This is a genomic window from Streptomyces sp. NPDC004284 (assembly GCF_042874035.1).
Lineage (GTDB): Bacteria > Actinomycetota > Actinomycetes > Streptomycetales > Streptomycetaceae > Streptomyces.
This window is the reverse complement of record NZ_JBIAMJ010000003.1, coordinates 488,915-505,355: the sequence shown is the minus strand read 5'-3', so window position 1 is coordinate 505,355 and position 16,441 is coordinate 488,915. Positions and strand designations below refer to the sequence as shown.

Genomic DNA, 16,441 nt, shown 5'->3' with positions numbered 1-16,441 from the left:
GGTGATCAGCCCGCGACCGGGTACATCGCCCCCCGGCGCCCCTCCGGCGACACCAGCCACTCCAGCTTCTCGGCCGTGTCCGCCTCGGGGAGGGGCGTGTGCATCACGATGACCAGGTCCGGGCGGGCGGGAACCCTCAGCTGGGTGGCCTCGACGACCAGCGTGCCGACCAGCGGGTGCTCCATCTCCTTGCGGTTCTGGCCGCCGGGCAGGATGTCCCGCCGCTCCCACAGCTCCGCGAACTCCGGGCTGACCGCCTTGGCCTCCTCGACCACGGCCTGGAAGCCCTCGTCGTCCGGGCACTCGGAGCAGGCCGAGCGGAACTGCGCGACGACCTTCGGCGCGAGCTCCTCCCAGCGCGTCGACCGCGAGCGGTACAGCGGGTCCGTGAAGAACGCGACCAGGCAGTTCTGGGCGATCTCCGGCCGCATCCCGAGCACGATCGCCGCCGCGTCGTTCCACATCACGGTGTTCCAGTACTGGTCCATGATGTGCGCCGGGAACGGCATCCACGCGTCGATGAGCCGCTGCAGGCCGTGGCACATGTCCCGGTCCTCCGGGGCCAGTTCGAGCGCCGGCGGGTTCAGCGCCGCCAGGACGTACAGATGGCGGCGCTCCGCCGGGCTCAGCCGCAGCACCCGCGCCACCGAGTCGAGGACCTGCGGGGAGACCGTGATGTCCCGGCCCTGCTCCAGCCACTGGTACCAGGAGACCCCGACGCCCGCGAGGACCGCGACCTCCTCGCGGCGCAGGCCCGGGGTGCGGCGCCGGGCGCCGCCGTCCGGGAGTCCCGCCTCGGCCGGGGTGACCCGGGCCCGGCGGCTCATCAGGAACTCGCGCAGTTCACCGAGTCGGTGCTGCTTCGCGCCGGCACTCTCGAGAGCGGTGGCCATGTGTGCTTCCTCCCCCTGGACGCAGATGGCGGGTGCCTGGTGGTGCCTGGTGGTGCCTGGTGGCGCCTGGTGGTGCCTGGTGGTGCCTGGTGGTGCGACCAACAGGATAAGTTCCCGCTCCCCACCGTTGTTCCCGCCCGCCGAAGGTGGGCGCATGGCAACGACGACCACCCCGCCCGAGTCCCCCACCACCGCCCCCGCCGAGACCCCCGCCGCTCCCCCGGCCCTCACCCGCCGCGACCGGCTCGTCCTCTTCGTCCTGTGCGCCGCCCAGTTCATGGTGGCGCTCGACTTCTCCGTCCTGAACGTCGCCCTGCCCGTCCTCGGCGCCGACCTGCACTTCGACCAGTCCGCCCTCCAGTGGGCCGTCACCGCCTTCGCCCTGCCCTCCGGCGGCTTCCTGCTCCTCTTCGGCCGGATCGGCGACCTCTTCGGCCGCAAGAAGCTCTTCCTCTCCGGCCTCGTGCTCTTCGGCGCGGCCTCCCTGCTCGCGACCCTCGCCTGGAGCCCCGGCGCCTTCCTCGCCGGCCGCGCCCTCCAGGGCCTCGGCGCGGCGGCGATCGTGCCGACCGGCATGGCGCTGCTCACCACCGTCTTCCCCGAGGGCCCGCTGCGAGCGAGGGCGCTCGGCATCTCCGGCACCCTGATGTCCCTCGGCTTCACCATCGGCATGGTGCTCGGCGGCGTCATGACCGACACCCTCGGCTGGCGCTCCACGATGGGCCTGCTCGCCGTCTTCACCCTGATCGTGCTGCCGCTCGCCCCGGGCCTGCTGCCCGAGTCCCGCACCCCCGAGCGGCCCCGCCTCGACGTGCCCGGCGCGCTGACCGTCACCGGCGGTCTGCTCTCCCTGATCTACGCCCTGACGACGGCGGCCGAGCGCGGCTTCGACGGCGTGGACGTCCCCGTCGCCCTCGCCCTCGGCGTGCTGCTGCTCGCCGCCTTCGGCGTGATCGAGTCCCGGCACCCGGCCCCGCTGGTCTCGCTGCCGGTGCTGCGCCGCCGCACCGTCGCCTTCGGCAACCTGGGCGGTCTGGTCACGTTCTCGATGATGTCGACGATCGTCTTCGTCCTGACCCTGTACCTCCAGGAGACCCTGGGCCTCTCGGCCTTCGCCTCCGGCATCGTCTTCGGCGTCCAGGGCGCGTTCTCGGTGCTCGCCGGCATGCTCACCCCGAAGGTGATCGGCCGCTTCGGCGCCCACCGCACCCTGGTGGTCTCGCTCCTCGGCCAGGGCCTGCTGACCGCCGCGATCCTCGGCATCGGCCGGGAGTCGGGCGCGGTCCTGGCGACCGTCGCCGTCTCGCTGGCGTCGATGCTGCACCTCGGCGCGATCATCTCGTACGGCGTGACCGTCACCTCCGGCGTCCGCGACGAGGAGCAGGGGCTCGCGACCGGTCTGGTCACCACGACCCAGCAGGTCGGCCTGACCGTCGGCATCCCGCTGCTCGGCGTGCTCGCCACCACCGGCTCCGACCTCTTCGCCGGGGTCCGCACGGTCATCGCCCTCGACGCGGCGATCGTGGTCGGGGCGGCGCTCCTGGTCGCCCTCGGCCTGCGGCGCCGGTCCTGACTCAGGGGCGGTCGAGGCGGAGCCGTACCGCCTTCGGAAGACCGGCGACGACGAGGTCGTACGAGTCCTCGACGAGCTCCCGGACCATCCGGTCCGGGAGCTCTCCCACGGTCACGGTGTTCCAGTGCCGCTTGTTCATGTGGTAGCCGGGGGCGATCGCCGGGTGCTCCTCGCGGAGCCGCACGGCCTCGTCCGGGTCGCACTTGAGGTTGACCCGCAGCGGCCGGCCGTCGAGCCACGAGAGCGCGAACATCTTCCCGGCGACCTTGAACACGGAGGTGTCCGGACCGAACGGGAACTCCTCCGAGGCGTCGTTGAAGTCCAGGCAGAAGGCGCGCAGCTCGTCGGGGGTCATTCCGTCTTCTCCTCCGGTTCCAGCGGTTCCACGAGCGGCTCCACGAGCACGGTGACGATCTTGTTCCGGCGGCCGGCGGGGGACTCGGCCGTCAGCCGCAGCGAGCGGCCGTCCGGCAGCTCCACGACCGCCTTGGCCCCGGAGATCGGGACCCGGCCGAGCGCCTTGGCGAGCAGACCGCCGACGGTCTCCACGTCCTCGTCGTCGTACTCGTCGGGGCCGAAGCCGTACAGCTCGCCGAGGTCGCCGATGTCGAGGCGGGCGGTGACCCGGTAGCGGTCGTCGCCGAGCTCCTCGACGGGCGGCAGCTCCCGGTCGTACTCGTCGGTGATCTCGCCGACGATCTCCTCCAGGATGTCCTCGATGGTGACGATGCCGGCCGTGCCGCCGTACTCGTCGATGACGACGGCGACGTGGTTGCGCTGCTGCTGCATCTCGCGCAGCAGGTCACCGGCGTTCTTGGTGTCGGGCACGAAGACGGCGGACCGCATCGCGGTGGACACCAGGTCGGCCTCGGAGTCCCGGTTGATGTGGGTCCTGCGGACCAGGTCCTTCAGGTAGACGATGCCGACGATGTCGTCCTCGTTCTCCCCGGTGACCGGGATCCGGGAGAACCCGGAGCGCAGCGCGAGGGTGAGGGCCTGACGGATCGTCTTGTACCGCTCGATGCAGATCAGATCGGTCCGGGGCACCATCACCTCGCGGACGAGGGTGTCGCCCAGCTCGAAGACCGAGTGCACCATGCGGCGCTCCTCGTCCTCGATCAGCGACTCGGCCTCGGCGAGGTCGACCATGGCCCGCAGCTCGGCCTCGGAGGCGAAGGGGCCCTTGCGGAAGCCCTTGCCCGGGGTCAGCGCGTTGCCGATGAGGATCAGCAGCTGCGGGATCGGACCCATGATCCGGGCCAGCGGCAGCAGCACGTACGCGGCGGCGGTCGCCGTGTTCAGCGGGTGCTGGCGGCCGATGGTGCGCGGCGAGACGCCGACGGCCACGTACGAGACGAGGACCATGACGACGATCGCGACGAGCAGCGCCTGCCAGGTCTCCGGGAAGCCCTTGAGGCAGACGTACGTGACGAGGACGCCGGCCGCCATCTCGCAGGAGACGCGGACGAGCAGCGCCACGTTGAGGTAGCGGGTCGGGTCGGCCGTGACCTGGGCCAGCCGGTCGGCTCCGCGCCGCCCGGACCGTACGGCCTCGGCGGCGCGGAAGCTGGAGACGCGGGCGAGACCGGCCTCGGCGCAGGCGGCGAGCCAGGCGACGATGACCAGCGCGACCGCGCCGAGGATCAGCGAGACGTCCATCGGGTCAGGAGACGGTCGGCGCCGGGGACGGGCCGGTGAGCCCCTTCTCCGCGCGCCAGCCGTCGACGATCGCCGCCTGGAGGCCGAACATCTCGGCCTTCTCGTCCGGCTCCTCGTGGTCGTACCCGAGCAGGTGCAGCACGCCGTGGACGGTGAGGAGCTGGAGCTCCTCGTCCATGGAGTGCTGCGTCGGCGCGTCCTTGCCCTGCTGGGTGGCGACCTCGGGGCAGAGCACGATGTCGCCGAGGAGGCCCTGCGGGGGCTCCTCGTCGTCCTTCGACGGCGGGCGCAGCTCGTCCATCGGGAAGGACATGACGTCCGTCGGTCCGGGCAGGTCCATCCACTGGATGTGGAGCTGCTCCATCGCCTCCGCGTCCACGACGATCACCGAGAGCTCGGAGAGCGGGTGGATGCGCATGCGCGCGAGCGCGTAGCGGGCGATGTCGAGGATCGCCTGCTCGTCGACCTCGGTTCCGGACTCGTTGTTGACGTCGATCGACATGTGCTGTTTCTGCTACTTCCCGTTGCGGCTGTCGTACTGCTCGTACGCGTCGACGATACGGCCGACGAGCTTGTGCCGGACGACATCCTGCGACGTGAGCATCGAGAAGTGCACGTCCGGGACGCCGTCGAGGATGTCGCGGACCTGCCGCAGACCGCTCTTCGTCCCGTTCGGCAGGTCGACCTGGGTGACGTCACCGGTGATGACGATCTTCGAGTCGAAGCCGAGGCGGGTGAGGAACATCTTCATCTGCTCGGGGTTCGTGTTCTGCGCCTCGTCGAGGATGATGAACGCGTCGTTCAGCGTGCGTCCGCGCATGTACGCCAGGGGCGCGACCTCGATCGTCCCGCTCGCCATGAGCTTGGGGATCGAGTCGGGGTCGAGCATGTCGTGCAGGGCGTCGTAGAGCGGCCGCAGGTACGGGTCGATCTTCTCGTAGAGCGTGCCGGGCAGGAAGCCGAGCCGCTCGCCCGCCTCGACGGCGGGCCGGGTCAGGATGATCCGGTTGACCTGCTTGGACTGCAGGGCCTGGACCGCCTTCGCCATGGCGAGGTAGGTCTTGCCGGTGCCGGCGGGGCCGATGCCGAAGACGATCGTGTGCTTGTCGATCGCGTCGACGTACCGCTTCTGGTTGAGCGTCTTGGGACGGATCGTGCGTCCCCGGCTGGAGAGGATGTTCTGCGTGAGCACCTCGGCGGGAGTCTCCTCGCCGCCCTCCGCCGATCCGTTCTCGCTCGCCCTGAGCATGGCGATCGAGCGTTCCACTGCGTCCTCCGTCATCGGCTGACCGGTGCGGAGCACCAGCATCATCTCGTCGAACAGGCGCTGGATCAGGGCGACTTCCACCGCGTCGCCGACCGCGCTGACCTCGTTGCCACGGACGTGGATGTCGGCCTGCGGGAACGACCGCTCGATCACGCGGAGCAGGGAGTCACCGGAACCGAGGATCGTCACCATGGGGTGCTTCGCGGGGACGGTGAAGCGGGCGCGGGCCTGTCCTGGCACCCCGTCGTGGGGTGCTCCGTTGTGGGCTGTGGGTGTCTGAGTCATGGGCCGGCACTGTGGCCTGCACATACCTCCCGTTGCAGGGTTCTCGCTGCTCGACAACCTCTCGGCTACCAAGCCTACGACCAGGCACCGTCAAGCTCGTAAGGGTTTACGAATGAGCGGCCCGGAAGCCGATGGTCGGTACGGCCCTGCGCAGCGGCCAGGGGCGGGCGGGGGCGGGCAGGAGCCGCTCCAGGAAGGCGTAGCGGCCGCGCAGCGCCTCGGGGTCCTGCCGGGCGTGCCCCTGGACGTGCTGCCACCAGGCGGCGATCTCGCCCCAGGTCGGGGCGGACAGCGAGCCGCCGAACTCCTGCACGGAGAGCGCGGCGGTCAGGCCGGCGAAGGCGAGCCGGTCGGCGAGCGGCCAGTCGGCGAGGGTGCCGGTGACGAAACCGGCGACGAAGACGTCCCCGGCCCCGGTCGGGTCGAGGGCGGAGACCTGGATGGCGGGGACCTCGGCGGTCTCGCCGGTGCCCCCGTCGACGGCGTAGGCGCCCTCGGAGCCGAGGGTGACCACGGCGTAGCGGACCTTGTCGGCGAGGGCGCGGGCGGCGGCCCGGGGGCAGTCGGTGCGGGTGTAGCGCATCGCCTCGGCGGCGTTGGGCAGGAAGGCCTCGCAGTGCTGGAGGTCGGTGAGGCCGTCGAGGTCCCAGCGGCCGGTGTCGTCCCAGCCGACGTCGGCGAAGACCTTGGCGCCGCCGCGGGCGGCCTGGGCGACCCAGTCCTCGGTGCGGCCGGGCACGAGGGAGGCGACGGCCGCGCGCGCGTGCGGCGGGTAGGCGGGCAGGGCGCCGTCGAGGGGCGGGGCCTCGTGGCCGTGGGAGACCATCGTGCGCTCGCCCTCGTAGGCCATGGAGACGGTGACCGGGGAGTGCCAGCCGGGGACGGTCCGGGAGAGCGAGAGGTCGATGCCCTCGCCCTGCTCCAGGGCGTCCCAGCAGTACTCGCCGTAGTGGTCGTCGCCGAACGCGGCGGCGAGCGAGGTCCGCAGTCCGAGCCGGGCGAGGGCGGTGGCCATGTTGGCGACGCCGCCGGGGCTCGACCCCATGCCCCGGGCCCAGGACTCGGTGCCGCGGACGGGGGCGCTGTCCAGGCCGGTGAAGATGATGTCGAGGAAGACCGTGCCCGTGAGGAAGACGTCGCAGGCGGGGTCGGTGGGCTCGCGCAGGCACACCAACGGGTCGACCCCGGCGTCGTGTTGCGGCTGCTCTCCCCTTGCTGTGGTCACGGCAGGCTCCCCGGTCGTGGTGCGGATCAGATCAGTGTGCCCGATGGGGGTGGGGTGGCGGGTGGGACGCACAGGAAGAGCGGCCTCTTACCCGCGATCCTCGCGATCAAACCTCAAGTGATCCAGATCATGCACCGAATCGACGGAAACCGTCTTCTCCCGCCGCTCATCCGCTTGATACACATGGTCGCGCGACCCCGTGCCCCGCGCACACCACCGGGCGCTCCCCCTCCCCTTTTCCATCTCAGGGAACGCCCATGTCCTCGCGGCCCCGCGACACGGGGGCCCTCGCCGCCCTCGTCGCCCTCTTCACGGCCGGCTACCTCGCCCCGTACCTCCTGCCGACCGTCGTGGGCCGCCTCTCCGCCGGGCTCGCCCTCGCCCCCGCCCAGGCGGGCCTGATCGGATCCGTCCTGCTCCTCGGCTCCTCCACGGCCGGCTTCACGCTCGCCGCGCGCGGGGACCGGATCGGCCCGCGCCGGGCCGCCCGCGCGGGCCTGCTCGCGATGGCCGTCGGATACGGCTCCGCCGCCGCGACCGGCCTCGTACCGCTGGTGATCACGGGCGCGGTCCTCGGCGGCCTCGGCTCGGGCACGGCGACGGCGGTGGCCGTGGCCGGGATCGCGGGCCGGCGGGACCCGCACCGCGCCTCGACCCTCGGCCTGCTCTCCGTCTCGGCGACGGCCGGCGCCCTCTACCTGACCCTCCCGCACCTGGACGGCGGCCACTCCGCCCCGCTCCTCGCCATCGCCTGCGCGGCGGCCCTGGCCTGGCCGGTCACCGGCCGCCTCCCGGACACCCCGCACGCGGCACGGGAGGCGACGACGGCCCCCGACCCCCTCCCCCGCCTCCGCTCCGGCGCCGTCCTCGCCGGAGGCATCCTCTGCTGGTCCCTCGCCCAGAACGCCCTCTGGGGCGTGAGCGGCCGCATCGGACTCACCCAGGCCGGCCTCTCCGAGGTCACCGTCGGCGCGGTCTTCGCGACGGCGCTCGGCGCGGGCCTCGCCGGCGTCACCGCGGCGGGCGCCCTCGGCTCCCGCCTGGGCCGGGCCGTCCCGATCGGCGCGGGCACGGTCACGATCGCGGGCTGCGTCCTGCTGAGCTCGAACGCCGAGGGCCTCGCGGGCTTCGCGACCGGCGAGATCCTCTGGAACGCCGTCTACCCCGTCGTCCTCTCCTACCTCCTGGGCCTGGCCGCCTCCCTCGACCCACGCGGCCGCTGGGCCGTCATGGTCGGCTCGGCCTCGTCCCTCGGCACGGCCTGCGGTCCGGCGGTCGGCTCCCTGCTCTCCGACCGGGCCGGCTACCCGGGCATGGGCCTGGTCCTGTGCGCCCTGCTCCTGCTCGTGGCCGTCCCGATGACGGCGGTGGCCCACCACGCCTCGGGGCGGCGCCCGGGCCCGGTCCGCCGCCGCGGCGGGGCCCCCGCGGCGGCCCCCGCGGCGGTCCTCGCGGACCGGGGCTGAGGCCTCACTCCTGCCCGAACCGCCAGAAGTGGTCGGGGTACGGGCCGCACGGGTACTGGTTGACCGGCGCGGTCTGCCGGGTGCTCGCCCCGGGGACGGCGAGGCAGAGCCCGCTGTTGGCGTTGACGATCCGGTAGAGCGGGCGTCCGGCCGCGTCCCGCTTCTGGTACTCGACCCGCCAGAAGTGGTCCGGATAGTCGCCGCAGGGGTACTGGTTGACGTTCACGGCGGTGTCCCTGCTCGCCCCCGGAACGGCCGCGCAGTACCCGCTGTTGTCGTTCACGATCCGGTAGCGGACCCGCCCGGCGCCGTCCGTGCCGCCGGGAGAGAGGCGCCAGAAGTGGTCGGCGTACGGGCCGCAGCCGAACTGGTTCAGATCGACGACCGCCGTCGAGGCCCCGGGCACGGCGAGGCACAGGCCGCTGTTGGCGTTCACGATCCGTACCGCCGGGCCCACCGGGGGCGCCACCGCGCCGCCGTCCCTCGGCGCGGGCGGCACCCGCGTCGGGGACTGCCGGGCGGGCGGGGTCGTCCCGGGCGCCCGGGTGGGGGCGCGGGTCGGGGCCGGGGCGGAGGTGGGCGCGGCGGCCCCCGGGGGTGTGGTTCCCGTTGCCGCGGCCGTCGGGGACGGCGTCGCGGAGGTCGGTCCGGTGCCGGGTGTCCCGCTCGCGGTGGACGTGGCTCCCGTGGGCAGGACCTGCGCGGGCGGCGGCGCCGCCGTGCCGCCGGTGCGCTGCGTCTGGGTCAGGACCGTGGCCAGAGCACCGACCAGGGGCACCACCACTCCGGCCACCCACCAGGCCCACCGGGGCGGGTGCGGGGCCGCCGCCCGCTCGGCTGGGGCGGCTCCCGAGGCGGCTCCCGAGGCGGCTCCCGAGGCCGGGGGGCTCGGCGGCGTGGCCGTGGTGTCCCCCGTGGGACCGAGCGTGTCTGACACGTGCTGCTCCCCCCGAAACAACTGTCGTCGCCCGAGTATCACCCCACGGCCGGACCCGGAGACCCGCAATCCGAAAACACGTACGCCCGGCGTCTCCGGGTCACCGGCCCCGGTGTCTCCCCGTCACCGGCCCCGGCACCGCCCGGTCACCGGCCTCCGAACTCGTACGCCTCCACCTCGGCGAGGTACCGCGCCCGGCGCTCCTCGTCGTCCTCCAGGAACGACGCCTCGAAGGAGTTCCGCGCCAGCTCGCGGAGCTGGTCCTCGGTGAGGCCCAGCGCGTCCCGCACCCCGTCGAAGTTGTCTCCCACGTATCCCCCGAAGTACGCCGGGTCGTCGGAGTTGACGGTGACGAGCAGCCCCGCCGTCATCATGGCGCGCAGCGGATGGTCGGCGAGGGTGTCGATGACGCGGAGCCGGACGTTCGAGAAGGGACAGAGGGTGAGCGGCACCCGCTCGTGGGCCAGCCGCTCGACGAGCGAGGGGTCCTCCATGCAGCGCAGGCCGTGGTCGATGCGCTCGGCGCCGAGGACGTCGAGGGCTTCGCGCACGTAGGCGGCGGGGCCCTCCTCGCCCGCGTGGGCGACGCGGCGCAGGCCGAGCCGGGCGGCCTCCTCGTACACCTCGCGGAACTTGGCCGGCGGGTGGCCGACCTCGGCCGAGTCGAGGCCGACGCCGGTGATGCGGTGGAGGTACGGCTTCGCGGCCTCCAGGGTCGCGAGCGCGGACTCGGCGGACTCGTCGCGCAGGAAGCACAGGATGAGCCGGGTGGAGATCCCGTACCGCTCCTCGGCGCGGTCGAGGGAGGCGCCGAGCCCCTCGATCACGGTCCCGAGGGGGACGCCGCGGGCGGTGTGCGCCTGCGGATCGAAGAAGATCTCGGCGTGCCGGACGCCCTGGGCGGCTGCCCGCTCCAGATAGGCGTCGGCGAGCTCGGTGAAGTCCTCGGCGGTGCGCAGGACCGCCATCAGGCCGTAGTAGAGGTCCAGGAAGGACTGGAGGTCGCTGAAGCGGTACGCCTCGCGGAGGGCGTCGGTGTCGGCGTACGGCAGGGTGACGCCGTTGCGGGCGGCGAGCGCGAAGGCCAGCTCGGGTTCGAGGGTGCCTTCGATGTGGAGGTGCAGTTCGGCCTTGGGTACAGGCATGTTCACGTTCGTTTCGGTACGGGGACCCTCATGAGGTCCTGGGCAATGCTCAGCTCGCCGTCGAACCCGGCCGCCCGCGCCTGCCGTTCGAACGCGGCGGGGTCGGAGTAGCGCTGCGAGAAGTGGGTGAGGACGAGGTGCCGCACGCCCGCGTCCCGGGCGACGGCCGCGGCCTGTCCGGCCGTCAGATGGCCGTGGTCGGTGGCGAGGCGGACGTCCTCGTCGAGGAAGGTCGACTCGATGACGAGCATGTCGGCGCCTTCGGCGAGGGCGTGCACCCCGTCGCAGAGGCGGGTGTCCATGACGAAGGCGAAGCGCTGCCCGCGCCGGACCTCGCTGACCTCGTCGAGGCCGATGCCGTTCAGACTGCCGTCGCGCTGGATCCGGCCGACGTCGGGGCCCTTGATGCCGTGCGCGGCGAGCTTCTCGGGCAGGAGGCGGCGCCCGTCGGGCTCGGTGATCCGGTAGCCGTAGGACTCGACGGGGTGGGAGAGCCGGCGGGCGTCGAGGGTGAAGTCCTCGGTGACGGCGAGCGGCCCGTCGGCGGCGACCGGCGCCTCGGTCAGCTTCACGGTCTCGCGGTAGGCCGTGGCGTACCGCAGCCGCTCGAAGAAGTGCTGTCCGCTCGCCGGGTAGTGGGCGGTGACCGGGTGCGGGACCTGGTCGAGGTTGATCCGCTGGATCACCCCGGCCAGGCCGAGCGAGTGGTCGCCGTGGAAGTGCGTGACGCAGATCCGGTCGAGGTCGTGCGCGGCGACCCCGGCGCGCAGCATCTGCCGCTGGGTGCCCTCGCCGGGGTCGAAGAGGATGCCCCGGCCGTCCCAGCGCAGCACGTAGCCGTTGTGGTTGCGGTGCCGGGTCGGGACCTGGCTGGCGGTGCCGAGGACGACCAGTTCGCGTACGGACACGTCTTATCCGGGGGGCCAGTTGAGGCCACGGCCGCCGAGGACGTGCGCGTGGGCGTGGAAGACGGTCTGGCCGGCGCCGGCGCCGGTGTTGAAGACGATCCGGAAGCCGCTGCCGTCGATCTTCTCCTGCTCGGCGACCTCGCCCGCCTCGCGCAGTATGTCGGCGGCGACGGTCGGCGCGGCGGCGGCCAGCGAGGCGGCGTCGGGGTAGTGGACGCGCGGGATCACGAGGACGTGTGTGGGCGCCTGCGGGTTGATGTCGCGGAACGCGACGGTGGTCTCCGTCTCGCGCACGATCGTCGCCGGCACCTCCCCTTCCGCGATCTTGCAGAACAGGCAGTCGCTCTGCGGCTCTCCGGCCATGTCCCGGACCTCCTCGGTCTGATGCTGCCGACTACTGACGATCACTACCCGGTCATGCTATCCGCCGTCCCCGGCAGCCGGGGGGAGCCGGCGGCAGCCTGTGGAAAACCCTCAGTCCCTCGGTGCGCGCCGGTTGAGCGCCGAGCGGCTCACCCAGTACGTGATGATCACGCCCCAGAACAGGGGCGTGCCGAATCCGCTCACCGTGCCCGGGTCGAAGGACCAGAGAAGGAGCGAGACGAGCGAGTAGAGGCCGAGGAGCCCGACGGCCCCGGCCATGAAGAGCACGGGCCGGCAGTTGCGGGCCACCAGGAGCAGCGGCCGGCGCAGCCGGGGCGGCACCCGGCGGCCCATCCACACCGCCCATCCGGTCCAGGCGCCGAGGACCACGGCCGTGCCGACCAGGAGCGGGACGGCCGCATCGGCCCAGATCGCGCCGTCGGGGATCGAGGTGCGGGCGGCGGCGGAGGCCACGAAGCCGAGGAGGGCGACCCAGCGGGCCCCGGCGGAGGTGTTCCAGGCCATGGCCTCCAGGTTGTAGCGGGCCTTGCGGTCCTGGAGGTCGAGCGCGGCGGAGGCGACGAAGCCCTCGGCGGCCTGGGTCCAGGCACCGCGCCGGAACCAGCGGCGGCGCAGCCTCAGCAGCGAGAGGTTGTTGTGGGCCTCGCTGCTCTGCGGGTTGAGGCGCAGCGTCGCCTCGTACGCCCGCTGGGCGGTGGCGTGGTCGCCGCGCCGCTGGGCGGTGAGACCGACGAGGAAGTGGGCGGCGTCCTCCTCGGGGGCGAGGTTCACGGCGGTCCGGGCCGCCTCGTAGGCCTCGACGGTACGCGCGTGCGTGCGGGTGGCCTCGCCGTGCTCGGCGAGGGCGGTGCCGAGCGCGTAGTGGGTGCCCCAGTGGTTCGGGGCGAGGGCGACGGCGTGCCGGGCGGTGGCCTCGGCCTCCTCGTACCGCTTGTCGGCGAGGAGGATGTGGACGCGCATCAGCCAGCCGCCGAGCAGTTCGGGCCCGGCCCGCAGCGCCTGGTCGACGGCGGAGAGGGCGGCGGCCCGGTCGCCGGCCCGGTGCTGGCAGCGGGCGAGCAGGACGAGCGCCTCGGCGTCCTCCGGTTCGCCCGCCAGGTGCCGGGCGACGAGCTCGCCGGCCTGCGCGTACCGCCCGGTCTCGTAGAGCGCCTCGGCGCGGGCGAGTTCGGTGGGGACGGTCACAGCTTGCGCTTCCGCTTGAGGTGGGCGAGGAGGTCGTCGTACAGGCCGCCCTCGTTGGCGAACATGGCGACGTTCCGGGCGGCGGCGAACCACGGCTCCGTGGACGGCTTGATCTGCCGGGCCGCGCCGAGCAGGTCCTTGGTGGTGATCAGGCGTACGGAGCCGGTGCGGGCGGAGTCGAGGAGCGCGGCCTCGGCGGCGCTCTCGCAGACGTGGGCGAGGTCCGCGCCGGAGAAGTCCTCGGTGGCCTTGACGAGCTTGCCGAGGTCGACGGCCTCGATGGGGCGCTCCCGCAGGTGGTAGCGGAGGATCGACTCGCGGGCGGCGGCGTCCGGCGGCAGCACGAGCAGGGTGCGGTCGAGACGGCCCGGGCGGCGCAGCGCGATGTCCACGTCCCAGGGCACGTTGGTGGCGGCGAGCACGAAGACGCCCTCGTTCCCGGCGCCGCTCGCGATGCCGTCGAGCTCGGTGAGGAGCTGGTTGACGACGTTGCGCAGGCCGCTGTGGTGGGTGCGCGAGCGCTTGGCGCCGAGGGCGTCGAGCTCGTCGAGGAAGACGACGCAGGGCGCCTGGCGGCGGGCGGTCTCGAAGATGTCGTGGATGTTCTTCTCGGAGGCCCCGATCCACATGTCGAGGACGTCGGAGAGCGAGACCGTGAGGAAGTTCGCGCCGAGTTCGCCCGCGACGGCCCTCGCGATGAAGGTCTTGCCGCAGCCGGGCGGACCGTAGAGGAGCAGGCCGCCGCGCAGCGACTTGCCGTACAGCCTGCGCAGTTCGGGGTTGCGCATGGGCGCGAGGAAGGCGGCCTCCAGCCGCTCCTTGACCTCCTCCATGCCGCCGACGTCGGCGAGGCGGACGGCACCGGGCGCGTCGACGTCCCAGGCGGCGGCGTCCCCGGCGGTCCCCTCGCCGCCGTCGGCCTGCGGATCGTCGAGGAACCGGGGCCCGACGAGGTCCCGCACCTGCTGCTCGGCGGCGTCCCAGTCGAAGGCGGGGGCCTCGGCGGCCGGAGCGGGCGGGGGCTCCACCGGCGGGGGCCCCGCCGGCTGCATCCCCATCGCCCGCACCATCAGCGCCCGCGCGTCCGCGTCACCGGGCGCGTGCTGGAGGGCGACGGCCGCCTCCGCGACGGCCTCGTCGTTCCGCCCCTCCGCGAGGAGGAGTTCGGCGAAGTGGAGGCGCAGGGGCACGTCACCGGGGGCGGCGGCCACGGCGGCGCGCAGACTGCGGATGAGGGGGGACTCGTCGGCCATGCGGGTCAGCCTAAGGAGCGTCCGGGGCCCCCTGTCCACCGGGTACGGGGCGTAGGGTGCGCGGCATGAGACGGGAAGGCGCACCGCGCAGACTGACCGTGGACGGCACCGTGTGGCTGTGGAACGTCCGGCACCGGCACCCCGACTGCCGGACGGTGCTCTCGCTGCGCCGCGCGGAGCACCCTCACGCGCAGCTGCGTCTCGTCTTCCGGGAAGGACCGGGCCGCATCGTGGCCGGGTACCCCTTCGGTCTGGGCGACGTGGCCTCGGCCGACGGCGACATCCTGAACCTGAACATGCCCGGGGTCGTACGCCGCTTCCTGGAGGAGGCCGGGGCCCGAGACCTCCTCCCCACCGTCCACGGCGTCCGCGAGGAGGACGCCTGGCCGCTCTACGACACGCTGACCGGCCCGGACGGGCCCTAGCCCCAGCGGCCGGTGCGCCCCAGCACGAGGGCCGTGGCCGCCGTGCCGGCCGTCGACGTGCGCAGGACGCTGCGGCCGAGGCGGTACGGCTTCGCGCCCGCGGCCTCGAAGGCGGCGAGCTCGTCCGGGGAGACCCCTCCCTCGGGGCCGACGACGAGCACGATCGAGCCCTTGGCGGGGAGTTCGGCGGTGGCGAGGGCGCCGCTGGGGTGGTCGCGGTCCTCGTGCAGGACGGCCGCGAAGTCGGCGCCCGCGAGGAGGGCGGCGACCTGCTTGGTCGTCATGGGCTCGGCGACCTCGGGGAAGCGGGTGCGGCGGGACTGCTTGCCGGCCTCGCGCGCGGTGGACCGCCACTTGCCGAGCGCCTTGAGGCCCCGGTCGCCCTTCCACTGGGTGATGCAGCGGGAGGCGGCCCAGGGCACGATCGCGTCCACGCCGGTCTCGGTCATGGTCTCGACGGCGAGTTCGCCCCGGTCGCCCTTGGGGAGCGCCTGGACGACGGTGATGCGGGGCTCCTCCTCGGGGTCCTCGTGGACCTCGTCGACCCGCACGGTCAGCTCGTCCCTGCCCTCGGCGGAGACCACCACGCACTCGGCCCAGCGGCCGCGCCCGTCGGCGAGCACGAGTTCCTCCCCGGCCCGCAGCCGCTTCACGGAGACGGCGTGCCGTCCCTCGGGCCCGTCCAGGAGGAAACTCCCGGCACCGGGGACGGTGTCGACGACGAAGACGGGTGCGGTCATGAGGTGCTCCTGTGGGCGAGCTCGGAGAGGGCGGTGTCCAGTTCGGCGGCCAGCACCTCGACCAGCTGCCCGGCGGGGAGTTCGCGGGCGAGGCGGTGGCCCTGGCCGGCCCACAGGGCCATGCCCTGGGCGTCGCCGGCGTCGGCGGCGGCCTTGCGGAGCGGGGCGGTGAGGTGGTGGATCTCGGGGTAGGCGGCGGGGGCGTACGGCCCGTGCTCGCGCATGAAGCGGTTGACGAGGCCGCGCGCCGGGCGCCCGGAGAAGGCCCGGGTGAGGGCGGTCCGGGTGAACAGCGGGTCCGTCAGGGCCTGCTTGTGCAGGGGGTGGGCGCCCGACTCGGGGCAGCTGAGGAAGGCGGTGCCGAGCTGGGCGGCGTCGGCGCCGGCGGCGAGGACGGCGGCGATCTGCGCGCCGCGCATGATGCCTCCGGCGGCGACGATCGGCAGCGCGACGGCCTCGCGGACCTGGGTGATCAGGGTGAGGAGCCCGGTGCCCGGGGCGCCTTCGTCGGCCGGGTCGTCGCGGTACGTGCCCTGGTGCCCGCCGGCCTCGACGCCCTGGACGCAGACGGCGTCGGTGCCGGCCCGCTGCGCGGCGAGGGCCTCGTCGACGGAGGTGACGGTGACGATCGTGTACGTACCGACGCGGTCGAAGGCGTGGAAGGTCTCGCGCGCGGGGCAGCCGAAGGTGAAGGAGACGACGGGGACCGGGTCCTCCAGGAGGATGGCGAGCTTGGCGTCGTAGGCGTCGTCACGGGACTCGTCCGCCTCGCCGAGCGGGGTCTCGTACCAGGTGACCTCGCCGGCGAGCTGGTGACGGTAGACCTCGACGGCGGCGGGGTCGGCGGGCCGGCCGTCCTGCGGCAGGAAGAGGTTGACCCCGAAGGGGCGTGCGGTGAGCCCGCGGACCCGCTTGACCTCCTGGTACAGGCCTCCGGCCGTCTTGTACCCGCCGGCGAGGAAGCCGAGCGCCCCGGCCTCGCAGACGGCCCCGACGAGCTCGGGACAGGAGGCGCCACCCGCCATGGGGGCCTGCACGATCGGGAAACGAGAGAGATCGTTCAGTGCGGTGGTGGACATATGGGCATCGTGTCATG

General features: G+C 73.4%; 17 protein-coding genes. 3 read left to right on the top strand and 14 right to left on the bottom strand.

Annotation, left to right across the window (positions count from 1 at the left end; translation table 11 throughout):
• Positions 1–5 precede the first annotated feature (5 nt).
• Entirely contained in the window at positions 6–893 is an 888-nt protein-coding gene (locus tag ACFYUS_RS11870; RefSeq protein ID WP_388848904.1) for a helix-turn-helix transcriptional regulator, read from the bottom strand.
• A gap of 154 nt (positions 894–1,047) precedes the next feature.
• On the opposite strand from ACFYUS_RS11870, the gene ACFYUS_RS11865 reads away from it, so the two are divergent.
• Positions 1,048–2,466: an MFS transporter gene (locus ACFYUS_RS11865; protein ID WP_388848901.1), complete on the top strand. Its 1,419-nt coding sequence runs from the start codon at positions 1,048–1,050 to the stop codon at positions 2,464–2,466.
• A gap of 1 nt (position 2,467) precedes the next feature.
• Here the strand turns inward: ACFYUS_RS11865 and ACFYUS_RS11860 are convergent, their stop codons facing one another.
• The 5 genes from ACFYUS_RS11860 to ACFYUS_RS11840 all read right to left on the bottom strand — a co-directional run bounded on the left by ACFYUS_RS11860 (position 2,468) and on the right by ACFYUS_RS11840 (position 6,902).
• Complete coding sequence (locus ACFYUS_RS11860; protein WP_086832460.1) at positions 2,468–2,821, bottom strand: MmcQ/YjbR family DNA-binding protein; 354 nt, start codon at positions 2,819–2,821, stop codon at positions 2,468–2,470.
• The gene (locus ACFYUS_RS11855) at positions 2,818–4,125 is read right to left on the bottom strand and encodes a hemolysin family protein (protein ID WP_388848896.1); all 1,308 of its coding nucleotides are present in this window, start codon (positions 4,123–4,125) and stop codon (positions 2,818–2,820) included. The genes ACFYUS_RS11860 and ACFYUS_RS11855 overlap by 4 nt, the downstream gene beginning before the upstream one ends.
• A gap of 4 nt (positions 4,126–4,129) precedes the next feature.
• Positions 4,130–4,627: an rRNA maturation RNase YbeY gene (gene ybeY / locus ACFYUS_RS11850; protein ID WP_041129173.1), complete on the bottom strand. Its 498-nt coding sequence runs from the start codon at positions 4,625–4,627 to the stop codon at positions 4,130–4,132.
• Between the two features lie 12 nt (positions 4,628–4,639).
• Complete coding sequence (locus tag ACFYUS_RS11845) at positions 4,640–5,677, bottom strand: PhoH family protein (RefSeq protein ID WP_388848892.1); 1,038 nt, start codon at positions 5,675–5,677, stop codon at positions 4,640–4,642.
• Between the two features lie 106 nt (positions 5,678–5,783).
• A complete protein-coding gene (locus ACFYUS_RS11840; RefSeq protein WP_388848889.1) occupies positions 5,784–6,902 on the bottom strand; it encodes a carbohydrate kinase family protein in 1,119 nt (372 codons plus the stop codon).
• Positions 6,903–7,159: 257 nt separating this feature from the next.
• Here ACFYUS_RS11840 and ACFYUS_RS11835 point away from each other — a divergent pair, with 257 nt between their 5' ends.
• Positions 7,160–8,368: an MFS transporter gene (locus ACFYUS_RS11835; RefSeq protein ID WP_388848886.1), complete on the top strand. Its 1,209-nt coding sequence runs from the start codon at positions 7,160–7,162 to the stop codon at positions 8,366–8,368.
• A gap of 4 nt (positions 8,369–8,372) precedes the next feature.
• On the opposite strand, the gene ACFYUS_RS11830 is transcribed toward ACFYUS_RS11835, so the two are convergent.
• The 6 genes from ACFYUS_RS11830 to ACFYUS_RS11805 form a co-directional block, all read right to left on the bottom strand.
• Positions 8,373–9,305, bottom strand: coding sequence for an RICIN domain-containing protein (locus tag ACFYUS_RS11830; protein ID WP_388848883.1), 933 nt, complete (start codon positions 9,303–9,305; stop codon positions 8,373–8,375).
• Positions 9,306–9,451: 146 nt separating this feature from the next.
• On the bottom strand, positions 9,452–10,450 hold the full coding sequence (locus tag ACFYUS_RS11825) for an adenosine deaminase (protein WP_388848880.1): 999 nt from the start codon (positions 10,448–10,450) through the stop codon (positions 9,452–9,454).
• 2 nt (positions 10,451–10,452) lie between these two features.
• A complete protein-coding gene (locus ACFYUS_RS11820; protein ID WP_388848877.1) occupies positions 10,453–11,358 on the bottom strand; it encodes a ribonuclease Z in 906 nt (301 codons plus the stop codon).
• Positions 11,359–11,361: 3 nt separating this feature from the next.
• A complete protein-coding gene (locus ACFYUS_RS11815; RefSeq protein ID WP_041129179.1) occupies positions 11,362–11,721 on the bottom strand; it encodes a histidine triad nucleotide-binding protein in 360 nt (119 codons plus the stop codon).
• A gap of 111 nt (positions 11,722–11,832) precedes the next feature.
• Positions 11,833–12,927, bottom strand: a complete 1,095-nt coding sequence (locus ACFYUS_RS11810; protein ID WP_388848874.1) for a tetratricopeptide repeat protein — start codon at positions 12,925–12,927, stop codon at positions 11,833–11,835.
• The gene (locus tag ACFYUS_RS11805) at positions 12,924–14,180 is read right to left on the bottom strand and encodes an ATP-binding protein (RefSeq protein WP_388848871.1); all 1,257 of its coding nucleotides are present in this window, start codon (positions 14,178–14,180) and stop codon (positions 12,924–12,926) included. Before ACFYUS_RS11805 ends, ACFYUS_RS11810 begins: the two co-directional genes overlap by 4 nt.
• A gap of 65 nt (positions 14,181–14,245) precedes the next feature.
• Here ACFYUS_RS11805 and ACFYUS_RS11800 point away from each other — a divergent pair, with 65 nt between their 5' ends.
• On the top strand, positions 14,246–14,605 hold the full coding sequence (locus ACFYUS_RS11800; RefSeq protein ID WP_388848868.1) for a hypothetical protein: 360 nt from the start codon (positions 14,246–14,248) through the stop codon (positions 14,603–14,605).
• Here the strand turns inward: ACFYUS_RS11800 and ACFYUS_RS11795 are convergent.
• Together ACFYUS_RS11795 and ACFYUS_RS11790 are read right to left on the bottom strand one after the other, a co-directional pair.
• On the bottom strand, positions 14,602–15,345 hold the full coding sequence (locus ACFYUS_RS11795; protein WP_388848865.1) for a 16S rRNA (uracil(1498)-N(3))-methyltransferase: 744 nt from the start codon (positions 15,343–15,345) through the stop codon (positions 14,602–14,604). The genes ACFYUS_RS11800 and ACFYUS_RS11795 overlap by 4 nt on opposite strands.
• On the bottom strand, positions 15,342–16,424 hold the full coding sequence (locus tag ACFYUS_RS11790) for a nitronate monooxygenase (RefSeq protein WP_388848862.1): 1,083 nt from the start codon (positions 16,422–16,424) through the stop codon (positions 15,342–15,344). Before ACFYUS_RS11790 ends, ACFYUS_RS11795 begins: the two co-directional genes overlap by 4 nt.
• Positions 16,425–16,441: the final 17 nt, after the last annotated feature.

What these genes read in the sequence shown, in the direction of transcription:
- ACFYUS_RS11795 (WP_388848865.1), bottom strand. Translation starts at nt 15,345, where the DNA reads ATGACCGCACCCGTCTTCGTCGTCGACACCGTCCCCGGTGCCGGGAGT.
- ACFYUS_RS11825 (WP_388848880.1), bottom strand. Translation starts at nt 10,450, where the DNA reads ATGCCTGTACCCAAGGCCGAACTGCACCTCCACATCGAAGGCACCCTC.
- ACFYUS_RS11860 (WP_086832460.1), bottom strand. Translation starts at nt 2,821, where the DNA reads ATGACCCCCGACGAGCTGCGCGCCTTCTGCCTGGACTTCAACGACGCC.
- ACFYUS_RS11790 (WP_388848862.1), bottom strand. Translation starts at nt 16,424, where the DNA reads ATGTCCACCACCGCACTGAACGATCTCTCTCGTTTCCCGATCGTGCAG.
- ACFYUS_RS11800 (WP_388848868.1), top strand. Translation starts at nt 14,246, where the DNA reads ATGAGACGGGAAGGCGCACCGCGCAGACTGACCGTGGACGGCACCGTG.
- ACFYUS_RS11845 (WP_388848892.1), bottom strand. Translation starts at nt 5,677, where the DNA reads ATGACTCAGACACCCACAGCCCACAACGGAGCACCCCACGACGGGGTG.
- ACFYUS_RS11815 (WP_041129179.1), bottom strand. Translation starts at nt 11,721, where the DNA reads ATGGCCGGAGAGCCGCAGAGCGACTGCCTGTTCTGCAAGATCGCGGAA.
- ACFYUS_RS11855 (WP_388848896.1), bottom strand. Translation starts at nt 4,125, where the DNA reads ATGGACGTCTCGCTGATCCTCGGCGCGGTCGCGCTGGTCATCGTCGCC.
- ACFYUS_RS11865 (WP_388848901.1), top strand. Translation starts at nt 1,048, where the DNA reads ATGGCAACGACGACCACCCCGCCCGAGTCCCCCACCACCGCCCCCGCC.
- ACFYUS_RS11835 (WP_388848886.1), top strand. Translation starts at nt 7,160, where the DNA reads ATGTCCTCGCGGCCCCGCGACACGGGGGCCCTCGCCGCCCTCGTCGCC.
- ACFYUS_RS11870 (WP_388848904.1), bottom strand. Translation starts at nt 893, where the DNA reads ATGGCCACCGCTCTCGAGAGTGCCGGCGCGAAGCAGCACCGACTCGGT.
- ACFYUS_RS11805 (WP_388848871.1), bottom strand. Translation starts at nt 14,180, where the DNA reads ATGGCCGACGAGTCCCCCCTCATCCGCAGTCTGCGCGCCGCCGTGGCC.
- ybeY (WP_041129173.1), bottom strand. Translation starts at nt 4,627, where the DNA reads ATGTCGATCGACGTCAACAACGAGTCCGGAACCGAGGTCGACGAGCAG.